The sequence below is a fragment of the Bythopirellula polymerisocia genome (assembly GCF_007860015.1).
Classification (GTDB): domain Bacteria; phylum Planctomycetota; class Planctomycetia; order Pirellulales; family Lacipirellulaceae; genus Bythopirellula; species Bythopirellula polymerisocia.
In genome coordinates this window covers 340,578-356,901 of record NZ_SJPS01000005.1, presented here as the reverse complement: position 1 = coordinate 356,901, position 16,324 = coordinate 340,578, and the positions used below count along the sequence as shown (strand labels likewise).

Annotated in this window: 10 protein-coding genes; 7 read left to right on the top strand and 3 right to left on the bottom strand. The window is 53.3% G+C overall.

Annotation, left to right across the window (positions count from 1 at the left end):
* Window positions 1-1,011, bottom strand: coding sequence for a DUF6807 domain-containing protein (locus tag Pla144_RS17270; RefSeq protein WP_146451946.1), 1,011 nt, complete (start codon window positions 1,009-1,011; stop codon window positions 1-3).
* A gap of 315 nt (window positions 1,012-1,326) precedes the next feature.
* Here Pla144_RS17270 and Pla144_RS17265 point away from each other — a divergent pair, with 315 nt between their 5' ends.
* The 7 genes from Pla144_RS17265 (at window position 1,327) to Pla144_RS17235 (ending at window position 12,885) form a co-directional block, all read left to right on the top strand.
* Window positions 1,327-3,243: a flavohemoglobin expression-modulating QEGLA motif protein gene (locus Pla144_RS17265; RefSeq protein WP_146451945.1), complete on the top strand. Its 1,917-nt coding sequence runs from the start codon at window positions 1,327-1,329 to the stop codon at window positions 3,241-3,243.
* A 12-nt stretch (window positions 3,244-3,255) separates the two neighbouring features.
* Complete coding sequence (locus Pla144_RS17260; RefSeq protein ID WP_146451944.1) at window positions 3,256-4,302, top strand: glutathione synthase; 1,047 nt, start codon at window positions 3,256-3,258, stop codon at window positions 4,300-4,302.
* Between the two features lie 78 nt (window positions 4,303-4,380).
* Window positions 4,381-4,683, top strand: a complete 303-nt coding sequence (locus Pla144_RS17255) for a putative quinol monooxygenase (RefSeq protein ID WP_146451943.1) — start codon at window positions 4,381-4,383, stop codon at window positions 4,681-4,683.
* A gap of 193 nt (window positions 4,684-4,876) precedes the next feature.
* Complete coding sequence (locus Pla144_RS17250; RefSeq protein WP_146451942.1) at window positions 4,877-5,188, top strand: hypothetical protein; 312 nt, start codon at window positions 4,877-4,879, stop codon at window positions 5,186-5,188.
* Window positions 5,189-6,392: 1,204 nt separating this feature from the next.
* On the top strand, window positions 6,393-7,523 hold the full coding sequence (locus Pla144_RS17245; RefSeq protein ID WP_146451941.1) for an efflux RND transporter periplasmic adaptor subunit: 1,131 nt from the start codon (window positions 6,393-6,395) through the stop codon (window positions 7,521-7,523).
* 12 nt (window positions 7,524-7,535) lie between these two features.
* Window positions 7,536-10,958: an efflux RND transporter permease subunit gene (locus Pla144_RS17240; protein ID WP_146451940.1), complete on the top strand. Its 3,423-nt coding sequence runs from the start codon at window positions 7,536-7,538 to the stop codon at window positions 10,956-10,958.
* 127 nt (window positions 10,959-11,085) lie between these two features.
* Complete coding sequence (locus tag Pla144_RS17235; protein ID WP_231936419.1) at window positions 11,086-12,885, top strand: TolC family protein; 1,800 nt, start codon at window positions 11,086-11,088, stop codon at window positions 12,883-12,885.
* A gap of 51 nt (window positions 12,886-12,936) precedes the next feature.
* On the opposite strand, the gene Pla144_RS17230 is transcribed toward Pla144_RS17235, so the two are convergent.
* Window positions 12,937-13,797, bottom strand: a complete 861-nt coding sequence (locus Pla144_RS17230) for a DUF5692 family protein (RefSeq protein ID WP_146451938.1) — start codon at window positions 13,795-13,797, stop codon at window positions 12,937-12,939.
* A gap of 277 nt (window positions 13,798-14,074) precedes the next feature.
* Window positions 14,075-16,249 carry an alpha/beta hydrolase family protein gene (locus tag Pla144_RS17225; RefSeq protein ID WP_146451937.1) on the bottom strand — a complete coding sequence of 725 codons (2,175 nt, stop codon included), beginning with the start codon at window positions 16,247-16,249 and terminating at the stop codon, window positions 14,075-14,077.
* Between the last annotated feature and the right edge of the window lie 75 nt (window positions 16,250-16,324).

The following is a 16,324-nucleotide window of genomic DNA, read 5'->3' as shown; positions in this document are numbered from 1 at the left end:
TTATTCCGCGATGTATTCGGCATACTTCTCAGCGAGCTGAGCCTGCTTTTCGTCGCCCCGATGCAACACGATACGATAGTGCAGCACAAGTGACTCGCCTTTGGCGAGGGTCATCCGGAGCGGACGCTCTTGAACCTTACTGTCTCCATCGGTGAAGGCGAGCTCTCCCAGTGGGTTACCAGCGAACAGTCCATAAGTCCGTACATGCCAGGGAGCGGGGTAATTCAGACTCTCGGGATGGGTGAAAATGGCCAAGCCAACAGTCTCGCCCGCTACGGGGCCTTGGTAGTCGACCCACTCAGCAGGCTGTGCCCATGCTGCAGCATCCGTCAAGCCGCGACTTGAAACGATCCGCCCCCCCTGTTTGTGATCTACGTTCATGCTGTCGGCCACACGTACGGCAAAGAAACCTTCTTTGCTGTCGGCGAGGCGCAACTCTCCCTCGCTTGCAGTTAGCACGAATCGGCAGTCGAGCCAGCGCTGATCAACATCCGTTCCAAAGGTCCAAGTGCGTTCGTCTTCGCAGATTTTAGTGCCATCGGGGCCAAGCCAATCATTAACCGTGACTATCACGGCAGTGTCGTCATTGGCCTCGATTTTCTTGAATTCTCTATGCTTCTGAATCCCGGCAGGAAATGTGCGTTCAACTCCCTTTTCCTCTTGTTGCCAGAAATCGATATCATTCACCCCTTCATAGGAGATCCAAACCGAACGATGATGAATGTGGTCATGCTTCTCATTTAGATTGGTCGGACCCACAGGCCAAGCTCGAGTCATTGGCTCGCCCGTTGGACCGATGACTGGCCACAGGACGGGCCTCGTAGCAGAGTTTGTGAGATAGCGAGTGAACAATTCTCCATCGATATTGACAGTGACACCATCGTCTTCCTGCGTGACCGAGAATTGATGAGTGGGCTTGTCTGCAGTGGCGCACGCGATTGGGAGAAATTGTAAACAGCAATAAATAGTGGCGAGTTCAAACAACCTTCGCATTTTGGAGAGGTGCATCATGGGTAGTAGTCCTGACAGTGCAGAGTAAATATTGGGCTAGCGTAGTCTAGCACTTTCTCCGAATCAGATGAATTAGCATAATCTTGCAAAGCCAAACACGGTCAAAGGCAGTTCGACCTTCAAGACTCTCCCTTCGCGCACCGGACATCCGGAAATACAATGGCCGTTATTACAGGTATCTAATTAGGGCGCAAGATCTATCAACATTCAGGACGGCAGGGAAATCATCGAAGGAAAAGGGCCACTTATTGAAGCGGCGATTCACCCAAAGTCGGCGTCGACCTTGCCCGGCGTCCGGGAGGAATTGGCCAAACTGTGACACTTTTGCCGCTCTTGTCGTTAAGCAATGGGGCTATTGAGGACATCCGTGCGCGCCTCATGGCCGGGCAGTCGGTGCGAAGCGAACTCCCGGGAGACGGCATGATCTACATCGACCGCCCGCTTCCATTCATCTGTGTGTACCGTCAGCCGTTGCACACTGATCTCGGGACCCGCGCATTGGTTCAGGGCGAAGCCTCGTATTTGGTCGTCCCTCATGCTACTTCAAAGGAGGAGATTAGCCCCCTTGTGGAAGCGGTCGTAACGTCGCTTCGTCAGCGGTTTAATGGATTCTTGATCGTGGAAATATGGTCGTCTGCCGATAGCGAGGTTCAAGCGGCTATTGCCGAGAGTGACATGGAGCCTACTGAGCTAAGGCCGTCCTTCTCGATCGTCGCTCGAGGTCTCAATACGCCCATGCGAACGATTGAGACACTTCGAAGGCAATTGGAACGGGTGACTTACCTTAAGCAGAATTCAACTGTCACAGTGAATACGAGTCCTGACGCATCTGAAGGCAGCCTCACTTCATTGCTCACCTCCAATAGCCTGCGACAGTGGGGTAGCGAAGTTGTCGGGCTCAGTGTTCGTCCTATCTATCGCAATCCACAGACAGGTGAATTGTACCCTGTCGTGCTTCGCTCTTTGAATCGAACTGTTGGCCGGGCACTTAAGCAGGCTTTTTTTACCTTCTCCAAGACGCATACGAATACGACCCCGGAACATTTCTATTCCTTGGGTCGACGGACTATTTTCAAGTCGGTCAAGATGATTGATCGTCGGCTCAACGACATCAGTAAGAGCTTCAGCTTCTTGCTGCAAGTAACCCCAGTGAACGCCGAAGCAGCGTGGGAAGATTTTCAACGCGGACAGTTTGAGAGAGAACCACGCTATTATTATCGACCTCTGGAAATCGATGCTACGGAATTGAAAAGACGGCTCTTTTCGATTCCTACGGGAAGTATCGAAGACCCAACGCTTGGAGAACTCTTCCATCAACGCCAAGATGAGATTGACCGGAAGATCACTATGCTCTGTGATATTGGCACGAAACGATTCGTGCTTGGCAGTCAGCAAGTCTATGGAGAGATCAGCGAAGACCTGCTCAATCTGGCTCGCTGTTTACTTGAATGCATCAGTCCAAGCAGTCAAGAAGACAAGGGCCAACAAGATCTCGATGCCGTCAGCTTTGCTGAGCGCGCCAAACAAGAGATCGAGTACTACCGCGCCCAACTTCCGGAATTCAAAGCTCAGGCAATCATTCGCGATGACATGTATTCGGGGCTCATGTGTTCTGACGGGCACCTTCTAATCGGTCGGGAAACTCGTATTCCGAGTAACCGTGTGGATGCGTTAATTCAGCACGAAATTGGTACGCATCTGTTGACCTACTACAATGGTCTCGTCGGGCCGTTTCAACTGCTGCACACTGGCCTTGCTGGATATGATTCGCTGCAAGAGGGGATTGCAGTTCTGGCGGAATACCTGGTCGGGGGCCTTAGCAAGCCGCGGTTGCGACTCCTTGCTGCTCGGGTGGTTGCGGTGCAAATGCTGCTTTCCGGAGCTAGTTTTGTGGATACATTTCGTTCACTCACGGAAGAATTCGGCTTCGGTCAACGTACGGCCTACACTATCACCATGCGGATTTACCGGGGGGGAGGATTTACCAAAGATGCCGTTTATTTGCGAGGGTTGGTAGAGATACTGGACTACTTAGGCGATGGCGGTAAATTGGACCCCCTATTCGTGGGCAAGATTGCCAGCGAACATATACGATTTATCCGTGAACTACTTCACCGAAAGATGATCGACCCTCCCGCCTTGCTCCCACGCTATTTACAAGTGCCTGGGGTGCAGGAACGGTTATTAAAACTAAGCGAGGGAAAGTCTGTGCTGGATCTAATTATGAGATAAGGATGTGATTTCATGCGTATTGGTTTCGTTGTCAACGACATTGCTACCGAAGAAGAAGGCTACACAACCACTCGTTTGGCCATGACTGCCCTCAATCGGGGGCATGAAGCTTGGCTCATCGGTACGGGCGATTTCGCTTTCGACCCCGATGACTATGTTCGCGCCCGCGCTCGGTCGGCACCTGGCGCGAAGTACAAATCAACGAAGTCGTTTTTGCATGAGCTGCGCGGCCCGCGCGGCAAAGTCCAGCGAATCACGGTCGACGACTTGGACATCCTCATGTTGCGAAACGATCCGTCGCAAGACCTGGGACGCAGGAGTTGGGCCCAGCAGGCGGGTATCGTTTTTGGTCGTGCAGCGATGCGCCGGGGTGTCATCGTGCTAAACGATCCCGAGGGACTCAACAACGCGATCAACAAGATGTACTTCCAGTTGTTCCCTGAGGAAGTGCGCCCTGATACGCTCATCACTCGCGACCGTGATGAGATTCGCGAGTTCGCCCGCAAGCACGAAAATGATGTTGTCATCAAACCTCTGCAAGGCTCGGGAGGGCAGGGGGTGTTTCGTATCGTGGGCGATCAACTGGGCAACCTCAATCAAATGATCGAGTCGATTTCTCGCGACGGCTATGTGGTGGCTCAACAATATTTGCCGCTCGCCGCCGAAGGGGACATGCGCCTGTTCATGATGAATGGCCAGCCTCTTCGCTACAAAGGTAAATACGCTGCGTTCCGACGCGTGCGCTCCGGTGACGACATCCGCAGCAACATCCACGCCGGCGGCAAAAAGGCCCAGGCTGTTGTCGATGACACGGCACTACGGATTGCTGAGATCGTGCGTCCCAAATTGGTAGCCGACGGCATGTTTTTTGTCGGGCTCGATATCGTCGGTGACAAACTGATGGAGATCAACGTATTCAGCCCCGGCGGGCTCGGCAGTGCCCAAAGTTTTGAGAACGTCAATTTCACGATCCCTGTGATCGAGGCCCTGGAACGCAAGGTGCAATACATGGGTCACTATCAACGCAATTTCAATAACGTAGATATGGCTTCGCTGTAGAAGTATGGCTTATGTTAGCCGCGACGCGTCCGTCGAGTAGTGCTCGGCAGAGCGGATCGCGAAAAGAGAGAAATTATTATGTTTGTCGTTACCGTTTACCTGACGATTGATCCCGAGCACGTCGCCTCGTTTCGCGAAACCGTGCTGAAGCATGCCAACAATTCGTTAACCAAGGAATCAGGCTGCCGGCGTTTTGATGTATCATTTGATCCCGATGACGAACAGCGAGTCTTTATCTACGAGCAATACGACGACCTCGCGGCATTTGATGTCCATACGGCTTCCGACCATTTCAAGTGGTTCGGCGACACCGCGGGCGGGTGGATTGCCACGAAGCAGCTTGATACTTGGGAGCTTGCTTCGGGGAGTTCTTCGGCCTAATCGATCCAACTTGGTCATGTTGGTCAACTTGGCCGAGTGTTTTTCATAAGCAAGTTGGCTCACTTTTGGAGTTGCAGTTTCACCACTCATCCATACTTGCATGAAACGCGATCTATCTTGGGAATTTACCCACATCAATTGAATAGGAGAGCGCTGAGACAACGGAGGGAATGTACAGGATAGTCATTACCACATGCAGAGCCCTCATCGTATCGTGCTGAGCGAACGTGACTCGCATCCGCCCCATTGCGTACTGCGTCGCTTGCTCGTGTTGTGGTCCCTGCACGGCGGACTAAAACGGGAACAGGCTGTGAAAATCGCCGGAGTAGCCGTTTTGAGCGCTCAACGTGATGTCGCTCACTTTTGCGACGGAGGCCTGGACGCCGTGCTGAAGTCGGCGCAGAAAAACCATCCGACGAGTGAATTGGCTCAGCATGGGGCAATCATCTCTCACTCGCTGGAGCAACGACCAGTTCTGACGATTGCCAGCGGATCATATAACTAACCGGCATTGAGCGTTGCCCGACTCAGGTGCGTTGCTTCCTGAAGAGTATTGGATTGAAGTGGTAGCGTGTCCGCGTCATCCACGTCGCCCTTAAGAAAACAGGATAAAGTCAATCTGGGTTGGGGGACGATAATGACGACATTGGGGATTCTGAGGGATTTGACGCCCCACGAACTGCATCGTATATTTAATCCATGCCTTGCCGATCCATACAAATCGCGCTGCTTCTGTCGGTTGCCTGCTTGCTTGCGGTCGAATCCGGGCAACTGCGCGACCACGTACGGCACGAGGTGTCTAATGGTTACTCAGCCGAAGTTGCTGAGGAAATCGAGACAAGTGATTGCTCGACGGATCCTATAGCAATCGGTGAGCCTCTTTTTACTGTTGAAATAGGCTCATTTCTAAGACGGCTCGAATCAACGAGCCTTCCAGAAGGCTACTTTCGCGGGCCGCCGTCGTTTCAACGCGGCCCTCCTCTTAGCTAGCATCGGCTTGCCTTTATTTTGGCAAGCTTGTTCCTGAGTCCAGTTTGCGCAAATTGAATCACTCGCAATTTCGCGGGCCTGCGACTGGGATTCTAGAAAGTACGGTTTTTTCCTTCCGCATTGCATGCGGTCACTGTGCTCGGCCTTAGATTGTCACCTGAAAGCTGATCGCCGCAATGTCAGAACGAAAATCGAAACTTTAGTCCAACGTATAGAAAGAACAGTTTTACCGTTCACCTGCGAGCAAAAATGTCGATAAATCCAATAACACGGCTTTATTTAGTTGTATCGGTTCGGAAGAACGATGTAACGAAACGAAGTTTTACCCAAGTTGGATTAGTCAGATTGGAGGCCTTGGGCCCATCCAAGGCAGTCAACGAAGAACGGGCGGAATAAATTAGCGATTCGCACATCCCCCCTTGGCGGAATTGGGAAAAAGGGATTTTGCGTAGGGCTAAAAAGTTAGGAGGCAATGTGCCAATTTTTTTTAATTCGCAGAGCATCTTTGGCAGATTTCGCCAATCACCGATGCTGCCGTGAAGTCAATCGCTGTCGACAAGGGACCAAAATCGCAATTAAGCCGCGACTGTCCTTAAGATAGGCGGCCATTACCTGCTGCAAACATTTCCTCTCGCAACCCACCCTCCCTCCGATATCCCACCCTCCCCGCTAAATACTCCGGGACCCGTACCGGAAATCAACTAACTAGCAACAAAGTAATGAAAGTTTCACCGATCCCCACAATTCTCCTGGCATTGTTTACCCTTACACTCCCCGCCTGTACCAAGACCAATGGCCAGCCGTCCAGCGAGCAGCAGCACGAGGAAGCCGAGCAAGAGGAGCAAGAGGAGGGGCATATAATCTTGGTGACAAGTCCTGTCATCAAAGACGTCATCAGCACTCAGCGTTATGTTTGCCAGATTCACTCGCGACGCCATATCGAGGTTTGCGCACTTGAGGGAGGATACCTCGAAAAGATCGCTGTAAAAGAGGGTCAAGCCGTAAAGCAGGGTGAATTGATGTTTAAGATCCTCCCCGTTCTTCATCAGGCCAAACTGGACGCCGATGTGGCCGAGGCCCAATTAGCGCAAATTGAGCTCAATAATTCTCAGAAGCTGTTTGCGGCCCGGCAAGTCTCGGATCAGGACGTAGCGCTGGCCCAGGCTAAACTGGCCAAGGCCCAAGCCAATGTGGATTTGGCGCGGGCCGAACTGAACTTCACTAATATCATAGCCCCTTTCGACGGGATCGTTGGCCAACAGCTCAATCAGCAGGGGAGTCTAATCGAGGAGGGGGATGTCCTGACGACGTTCTCTGACAACAGTGTGATGTGGGTCTACTTCAACGTACCTGAGGCCCGCTACCTCGATTATAAGTCTAGCATGGATCAAAATGAGGATATGAATATCGAACTGATACTGGCCAACGGTAAAACGTTTCCCCAGTCAGGGACAATCGGCGCGATCGAAGCCGATTTCAATAACGAGACTGGCAACATCGCCTTCCGCGCAGATTTCCCGAACCCGGATGGCTTATTGCGTCATGGTCAGACCGGCACAGTATTGATTAACCGCCTCGAGAAAAACGCGGTCGTCATCCCCCAGCGGGCGACTTTCGAGATCCTCGACAAGCGTTATGTTTTCCTCGTCGGTGAAGATGGTGTCGTTCATCAGCACGCGATCAAAATCCGAAATGAAATGGAAGATATCTTTGTGATCCAGGAGGGCGTCAAAGCGGGCGACAAGTTCGTTTTCGAAGGAGTCCGGCAGGTTCGCGACGGTGAGAAGGTGGAATTTGAGTTCCGTGCATCGGAAGAAGTTCTTAGTAACTTAAAGAATGATGCAGAATAGGAACCGCTTCTGATGTTCACTAAATTTCTACATAGACCCGCGCTGGCGATCGTCATCTCGCTGATCCTTCTGTTCCTGGGAGGGCTGGGGATTGCGACCCTCCCGATCGCACAGTTCCCCAACGTCGCGCCACCGACGGTTTATGTCTCCATTGCTTATCCCGGTGCCAGTGCCAACGTCTTGGTCGACTCGGTCCTGATTCCCTTGGAGCAATCCATCAACGGCGTCCAGAACATGCGTTACATGGTCTCGGATGCTACGAGTGCCGGCGAGGCAACGATCCGCATCTTCTTCGAGCCAGGTACTGACCCAAACATCAATGTTGTGAACGTGCAAAATCGGGTCAACATCATGCTGAGCCGGCTCCCACCCCTGGTGGTGCGCGAGGGTATCCTCGTCAGCCAAGTTGTGCCGAGCATGTTGATGTATCTGAACCTTTACAGTAAGGATCCGAACACCGACCAGAAAGATCTTTTCAACTATGCCAACATCTACGTCATGCCCGTGCTCAAGCGGATCCAGGGCATGGGTATCCCCACCAATCTCGGCAACCGAAGTTTTGCGATGCGAATTTGGTTGAACACCGAGCGTATGCGAGCTTACAACATCTCTGTTGAAGATGTGATGGAGGCCGTGGGGGAGCAGAGCATAATTGGTTCGCCCGGCCGCCTCGGTCAAGCCACGGGCATGACCTCACAGTCGAAAGAGTACGTCCTGACCTATATCGGGCGGTATAACAAACCGGAGCAATATGAAAACATCATTCTGCGGGCCAAGCCGAATGGTGAAATTCTGCGGCTCAAAGACATCTGCGTCCCCCCCCAAGACCAGCAGGTCAACGTTAAAGGCTCAGGGAGCGAGCACGCAGACAGTGTCGACGGCGGAGAAATACATGCAGCTGCTGAAGGCGGGCATGGGAACAAGACCAAAGGTGAAGAGGAACGCTCCGGCATTGAGCTCGGCTCCGAGTTCTTCGACATTTACTCCGATGTCGATGGTCACCCCGCGGCATCCATCGTTCTCAAGCAATCTCCTGGCTCCAACGCAGCCGCGGTCATTGAAGAAATTAAAGCGGAGCTCGAGGAAATGAAGAAGTCCTTCCCTCCTGGGATGGACTATGAGATCGCCTACGACGTCTCCAAATTCGTAGACGCCTCGATCGAAAAAGTGCTGCATACCCTGCTGGAGGCTTTTATTTTGGTGTCTCTGGTAGTCTACATGTTCCTCGGAGACTTGCGTTCCACATTAATACCTACCCTGGCGGTTCCGGTATCGTTGATCGGAACCTTTTTTGTTTTGAGTTTGATGGGCATCTCGATCAACCTAATCACCTTGTTCGCAATGGTTCTAGCGATCGGCGTCGTCGTGGACGACGCGATCGTAGTGGTCGAAGCCGTCCATGCCAAGATGCACGAAAAGCACCTTTCTCCCTACATGGCGAGCATGGAGGTGCTTCACGAGATAAGCGGCGCGATCATCGCTATCACTCTGGTGATGACGGCAGTCTTCGTTCCGGTAACCTTCGTTTCTGGGCCGATCGGCGTTTTCTACCGTCAGTTCGGTATCACGATGGCCTCGGCGATCATTCTCTCCGGCGTGGTCGCCCTGACGCTCACGCCGGTCCTGTGTGCGATGATTCTCAAGCCCCACTCCGACGCCGACCAGCAGCAAGAGAAAAAACGGCGCGGATTTCGGACCATTCTACTGTATGTTTTGCTCGGGTTGCCGATCCTGATGGGGATCACTTATCTGGCCTACATCCTGTGGGGGCCGATTGGGTTACTGCTGATTTTCGTGCCCTTCGTGCAGCGTCCCTTTAGCCGCCTTGTCGATGCGGTCACGAATGTTTATGCCGCGTTCCTGCGGCCAGTTGTCACGCGACGCTTGCTGACCCTAGCCGTCGTCGGATGCTTTGCTTTCGGCATTTTTGTTGTCAACACGCAACTCTCGGCCGGTTTTATCCCGGGCGAGGACCAGGGCATCATCTACGCCGTTCTTCAGACTCCACCCGGCTCGACGCTTGAATACACTAACGCCAAATCACTCGAGCTGGAAAAAATTGCCAAGGAGGTCGAAGGAGTCACTTCCGTCACCTCGGTAGCTGGTTACGAGGTCCTTACCGAGGGCCGGGGCTCGAATGCGGGAACCGCTATCATCAACCTGAAAAACTGGTCTGATCGCAAGCAGACCGCGCGCCAGATCATAGTGGAGCTCGAGGAAAAATGTCATGAGTTGAGTAATGTCAAGCTCGAATTCTTCGAACCCCCTGCGATACCCGGCTTCGGTGCAGCCGGGGGGGTCTCCCTGCGAATCCTCGATAAGACCCAATCGAGCAAGGCCGACTACAAGCGACTCGGAGAAGTGACTGACAAATTCATGGCTGCCTTGGAAAAGCGCAAGGAAGTGACAAGCCTGTTCACCTTCTATGCCGCCGACTACCCGCAGTACGAGCTAGTCATCGACAACGACGTGGCTATGCAGAAGGGTGTATCGATCGAACAAGCACTGGAAAACCTCAACATCCTTATCGGCAGCACTTACGAGCAGGGCTTCATTCTCTTCAATCAGTTTTACAAAGTCTACGTCCAGGCATGGCCGGAGTTCCGGCGATACCCCGAAGATATGGAAAATATGTTTGTCAAAAACGAGAGTGGGGAAATGGTCCCCTATTCTTCATTCATGACGATTAAGAAGGAGCAGGGGCTCAACGAGATCACCCGGTATAACTTGTACCCCTCTGCCGCGATTCAAGGTTCGCCGGCTGAGGGCTTCAGCAGTGGTCAAGCCATCCAGGCGATCCGAGAGGTCGCCGCCGAGACGCTGCCTCGGGGTTATGACCTCGGGTGGGAAGGAATCTCCTGGGACGAGTCAAAAAAGGGGAACGAGTCGGTTTACATCTTCCTGATCGTCGTAGCCTTCGTCTATCTGGTACTCGTCGGTCAATATGAGAGCTTTGTCCTTCCGCTTGCGGTGGTCCTGTCGCTGCCGATCGGGATCTTCGGTTCCTTTTTGTTCCTGCAGGCCACGGGTTTGGCAAACGATGTCTGGGCCCAGATTGGTCTGATCATGCTGGTCGGCCTCTTGGGCAAGAACGCGATTTTGATCGTCGAATTCGCAGTGCAACGGCGCCAACAGGGGCTAAGCCTCGCGGAGGCGGCCGTCGAAGGCGCAAAACAGCGTTTTCGGCCGATTCAGATGACCTCCTTCGCCTTCATCGCCGGCCTTATTCCGTTGGTCGTTGCCACTGGCGCTGGGGCGATCGGAAACCGAACCATTGGCACGACGGGAGTCGGCGGGATGCTGCTGGGCACTATAGTCGGGGTCTTAGTGATCCCAGGTCTTTATTACATTGTCGGCAAGGCTGCCGATGGACGTAGTTTAATCAAGGATGAACACGATGAACCACTTAGCGAAATATTCGAACGCGAAGCGTAAGAACCGCCTTCTTTCGACAGCGATAATAGTTAGCGCTCTGCTGGTTTTGCCGGGCTGTGGTATTCCACCGCTCCGTAGGGCGGATTGTGGAGCCCCTTTGCCGCATACTTTTTCCCGGTTCTGGACCATGCAGAATGTCGCAACCGGTTCAGAGGCGGATGCCGACAATTCGGGAGTTCAATCTGCCAGCTTCGTGTCGGAAACCGAAAGCGAACTCAAGCCGATTCCTTCGGCTGATACTGCCACTTCCCGAGATAGTGGAGCTACGAGTGCCGAAACTTTGCCCTCGTACCCGAAAAGCGAAACTGCCAGCGAGGATGCTCAACAACCTAGTCCCGAGGAACTTCCTCCGAGCTTTGACAGCGATACGACGAGCTTGCTCGAACTTCCGGATAGTTGCGAAAACTCAGCGCAGCTCTCCTTTTGCCAATTTTTCGACGACCCGGTCCTCACAAGCTTGATCCATCAAGCCCTGGCTGGCAACCAGGAATTGAAGATCCTAACCGAAGATATTCGCATCGCCTCTAACGAGGTTCGGGGACGCAGGGGGGAACTCTTTCCCTTTTTCGGTTGGGGAACCCGAGCAGGGCTAGAGAAGCCAAGTCTCTTCACCCCTCAAGGTGCCGTCGAAGCTCAACTCGAGGTTCTTCCTGGCAAAGGCTTTCCTGATCCGCTGCCCAATTTTCTGGTCGCCACCGACATTACTTGGGAAGTCGACATCTGGAGAAGGTTGCGAAACGCGCGAGACGCGGCAACGCTTCGCTATCTGGGCTCAGCGAACGGTCGGAACTATATCGTCACCCGTCTGGTCGCTGAAGTTGCCGAGAATTATTACGAGCTGCTTGCCCTCGACAACCAAATGCTGACGCTAGACAGGACCATCGAGATCCAACAAAAGAGCCTGGAGCTCGCTAAAGCCATGAAGGCAGCGGCTCGTGGCACCGAGTTGGCAGTACAGCGTTTCCAGGCCGAGGTCAGCAAGAACCAGAGCGAAAAGCTGATCATCCAGCAGCGAATCGTTGAAGTCGAAAACAAGATTAACTTCACACTCGGTCGCTACCCGCAGCCTGTCGAACGAATCTCCACAGATTACATCAATCTGAATCTGCATGCGCTGAGAGTTGGGGTGCCCTCGCAACTACTTCGCTACCGCGCCGACATCCGCGAAGCCGAACGCGAGGTGGCAGCAGCAGGACTCGACGTTCGGGTCGCCCGCGCCCGCTTCTTTCCTTCTCTAATTCTCAGCGCAGGCGCCGGATATGAGGCTTTCAACACCAGGTATCTGTTCTCGAGCCCGGATTCCTTGATCTACGGCGTTGCAGGTAACTTGGTTGGTCCGTTGATTAATAAGAGTGCGATCCGAGCTGATTACATGACAGCGAATGCCATGCAATTGCAGGCTATTTACAACTATCAGCGAACCGTCTTGAATGCTTACACAGAAGTCGTCAACCGGATCTCCAAGGTAGAGAACTACGCCAAGAGCATCGAGGCCAAGAAGCAGCAGTTGGCTTCGCTTGAGTCCTCGGTCGAGAGCGCCACGAAGCTCTTTCAGACTGCCCGTGGCGAATACCTGGATGTATTACTGTCACAGCGAGACATGATGGAGGCCAGGATGATTTTGATCGAAACCAAACAGCAACAACTCTCCGCCATCGTCAATGCCTATCAAGCCCTTGGAGGCGGTATGATGCCTAACGCAATAAACCTATTCGCTGGCGCTTGCCCGGCGTATGTAGTGTCGTCATCGCCACAACCCGAAGCGATTCCGACGATCCCCGAGCCGACGCCCGATCCAATCCCAGAACTTCGACAGTCGGATCTCGATGATTCACAAGCAGCTGATGAAAGGAGCCCCCAACTGCTACCTCCTGCCGAGCCATTGGCTGAATCAGGTCCACTATTGAACCATTCCGTGGCGATTTGAGAGCCGAAATGTGCCCTGTTCGCCCACTTGGCACCGGTACAGGTAGAGAGTTCAGTTGACCGACCAAGAAAAAATAGCTGAATCGGTATGCTGCCACTCCGTTTTGGCACTCTCTAGATGCTCCTTTAGCGCTTGTGAAATTCTCAATGGTCGTTCGATAACAAAATTCGACTTGAGCGTTGAAGCAGCGTGAATAGTCATCCAAGCCAGAGCGAACGACGCAGCGACGGTTGCGATCGATTCATTAAACCAATTGGTCGTGTTGCTCACGGCGAGTGTCCCCGCATTGCTTGTTGCCATTAAGAGCAGATTCAGGCCCAAAGTTGCTGCCCTCGCCTGTAACCAGCGTTGCGGGTCGAACCAGGCGACGATTAATGCGGCGGATAGGATTGCGGTATGATGCCCCGTGAATGCGGGGTAGTTGAGATAAACAAAGGTCCAATTCCAAAACGTGTAGCCGCAAATCCAAACAAATGGGACATTATATCGAAGCGTTTGATGTTGACTGGTGCGATCAACTAGTGTGTGTCGCACAGAAAACGGCAACGTAGCAATTAAGAGAATACCTGCCAGCGCGTTGAAACCGTGCGCGATTCCGCCCCCCTGGATGTCCAACACGAGCGCCTCCAGGATGTTTGCCACCAGTAGCCAGGCAATCGTGAGGCGTAGCCAGGGCTTGTCTCCCATCGGGGTGAAACGCAGCCAACTGGCCCAGCTTACGCAAAACATCACGCTGTAGATCTTGATCCACACGAACAAGTCAAAGCTATTGGTCTTCAGCCAGTAGGGGGTAAGCGCCAGCGGCACGAACAGAAAGAGTGTCCACAAAACGGGCAGCCTGCTGCGGGAAACCAAATCTTGTGCCCCGAAGAACACCATCGTCATCACAACCACCACCAGTAGTTGCCACATGATCGCTCTCCCTCAAGGGATAAACCACAGGAATCAGCCCTGGACGACACAGCGTCGAAAAACTTTGGGGCCGAATACTAAGGTGTGAAGCGAACGATAGGGGCAGGCGTTACATAAAACAGAAATTTACGATGGGATGCACGATAAGGAGCGAGAAAAACATGCTGTGCGCAGCAAGGCAGTTGGGTTGAGATAGATCAAAAGCTTGAGGGACCCTGTTCCAAGGAATAGGGCCCCTCGTGTTTGGTTTGTGTGTTCAAACGAATGACGCGGCAAATCACTCTGCAGCGGCGGCCGCTTTTTCTTCTTTTGGTGGCATTTTGAGCCGTTCAGCGGCGAGCGCTTCCGCCACGCCAGATACGTCTTTAGCACCGACGGGGACATGGATACTGGAATCCTCGAAGTCTTTGCCTACGGGTTCAAACTCTCCTCCCAGATGTTCAGCTAGGAAGGCTTCGGTGACCGCGTTGAACGACATGCGGTTTTGCTCACCGGCGAAGCCGTGGCCTTCGTCGGGGTAGAGGACGTAGGTGACTGGGATGTTCTTTGCCTGCATCGCTTCGACGATTTGGTCGGCCTCGATTTGCGTTACGCGGGGGTCATTGGCACCCTGGCCAATTAGCAGTGGGCGTTCGATCTTGTCGACCAGCGTGAGGGGCGAACGTTCCAATAGCTCAGCTTTTCCCTCTTCGGTGTCGACATCCCCCACGCGAACCTTCATCACTGGCATGAAGGGCACCCAATAGGGTGGGATGTTCTCCAGCAAGGTAACCAAGCTTGATGGACCGACGATGTCGACTCCGCAGGCGAACACATCGGGTGTGTACGTCAGCCCGACCAGGGTCGCGTAGCCCCCGTAGCTGCCACCCATGATGGCGACCTTATCACGATTGGCGATTCCCTCGTCGACGGCCCAGTTGACGGCGTCGATCAGATCGTCGTGCATTTTACGGGACCATTCGCCGTTGGCGGCGTTGGTGAAGTTCTTGCCAAAACCGGTTGAGCCACGGTAGTTGACGCTCAGGACTGCGTAGCCACGATTGGCCAGCCATTGATGGCTGCTGTTGAAGCCCCATTCATCGCGGGCCCAGGGGCCACCATGAACATCGAGCACTAGTGGAAGTGGCTTGTCGGGCACGCCATCGCCGTCGGGATCGCTGCCTGGTGGTAGCGTGAGATACGATACCAGATTCATTCCGTCGCGACTTTTGATCACGGGGGTGTGCATCTTGGAGAACTGGTACCTATCGAGATCGTCGCGACTATTGAATAGGAAGCGGGCTTTTTTGTTCGCGCGGTCGTAAAGATAAAACTTGATTGGCCCGTCATCGAGCATGAACGCGACGGTCCAATACTTGTCGTCGAGCGTACGGCTGGTCATAATCACCTCGCCATCTTCAACGGTTTCCAGATAATTGAGATCAGCGCGAATCGCCTCGTCGAGAATCTTCCACTCGTCGCGGGTGTAATTGAAGCTCACGGCTTGAATTGTTTTTTCAGTGGGATGGACGATCATGCTACCTACATCAGCACGGGGATCCTCGGCTACCAGTTTTTTATCGCCTGACTCCAGATTGATTGCGAACAGGGCACCTGTATCACGATCACGGCTATCTTGCAGATAAAGCACATTGCCCGATTTATCGAAGCCAGCCGGCCCAGTGTTCATGGCGTCCTCGGGTCCGGTGGCAATGAATTCTTCCCATTCGGCGCCTTCGCCGGTGTTGCCTGCCACCTTGGGCTTCATCAGAACCGTGCCCCCCTCGGGGGTATAGTTAAAGGCAAAGCGGACATCGAAGTCGTCGTCAGTTACATAGGCTGCGACACCTTCGTTCTGCTGCACGAGTTCCCGGTCTCCCGTGAGTATGTTTACGCGGTAGATATCGTGTAGTTGGGGAATTCGGTCGTTGAGGCCCACTAGTATTTCCGTCGGAAACTTCTGGCTGACGTCTTGGACCTGGGCGTGGATATTGTCGAGCGGCGTGAGGTCCTTGGTTTCGCCGCTGGCCACGTCGGTGACATAGATGTGCCAGTTTTCGTCTCCCGCTTTGTCCTGCGAGTAGATAATGTGATCGCCCGTGTAGGCCCAGTAATGTCCGCGGATGTCGCGAACTTTGTCCTTGGTTACCGGCTTGGCTTTTTCAAGATCATCTATGGGTGCTACCCACACATTCAATATTCCATCAACTGGAGCTAGGTAGCTGAGCCATTTTCCATTGGGACTGACGCGGGCGCCGGCACGTTGGGGGTTGCCGAACAAAACACTGCGGGGAATCAAGATAGGCTCCTCGGTTGAAGTGGAAGTGGTTGGTTTTGAGCTTTCGGTGGCGGACTCCTCGGCTGATGCAGCTGGCGACAAAGTCGCGTAGGACACTAGAATCGCCGGAATCAACGCGCCTAGCAGAGCAACTCGGGGATTTAGAGTGGGAATTATAGTTAAAAATCGCTTCATGGCAGATACTCCAGCTACGTGGATCGCTAAGGTGTTTTGGCTATTGTTCCCGCTTTCGAAAAAACTTCAAGCGGA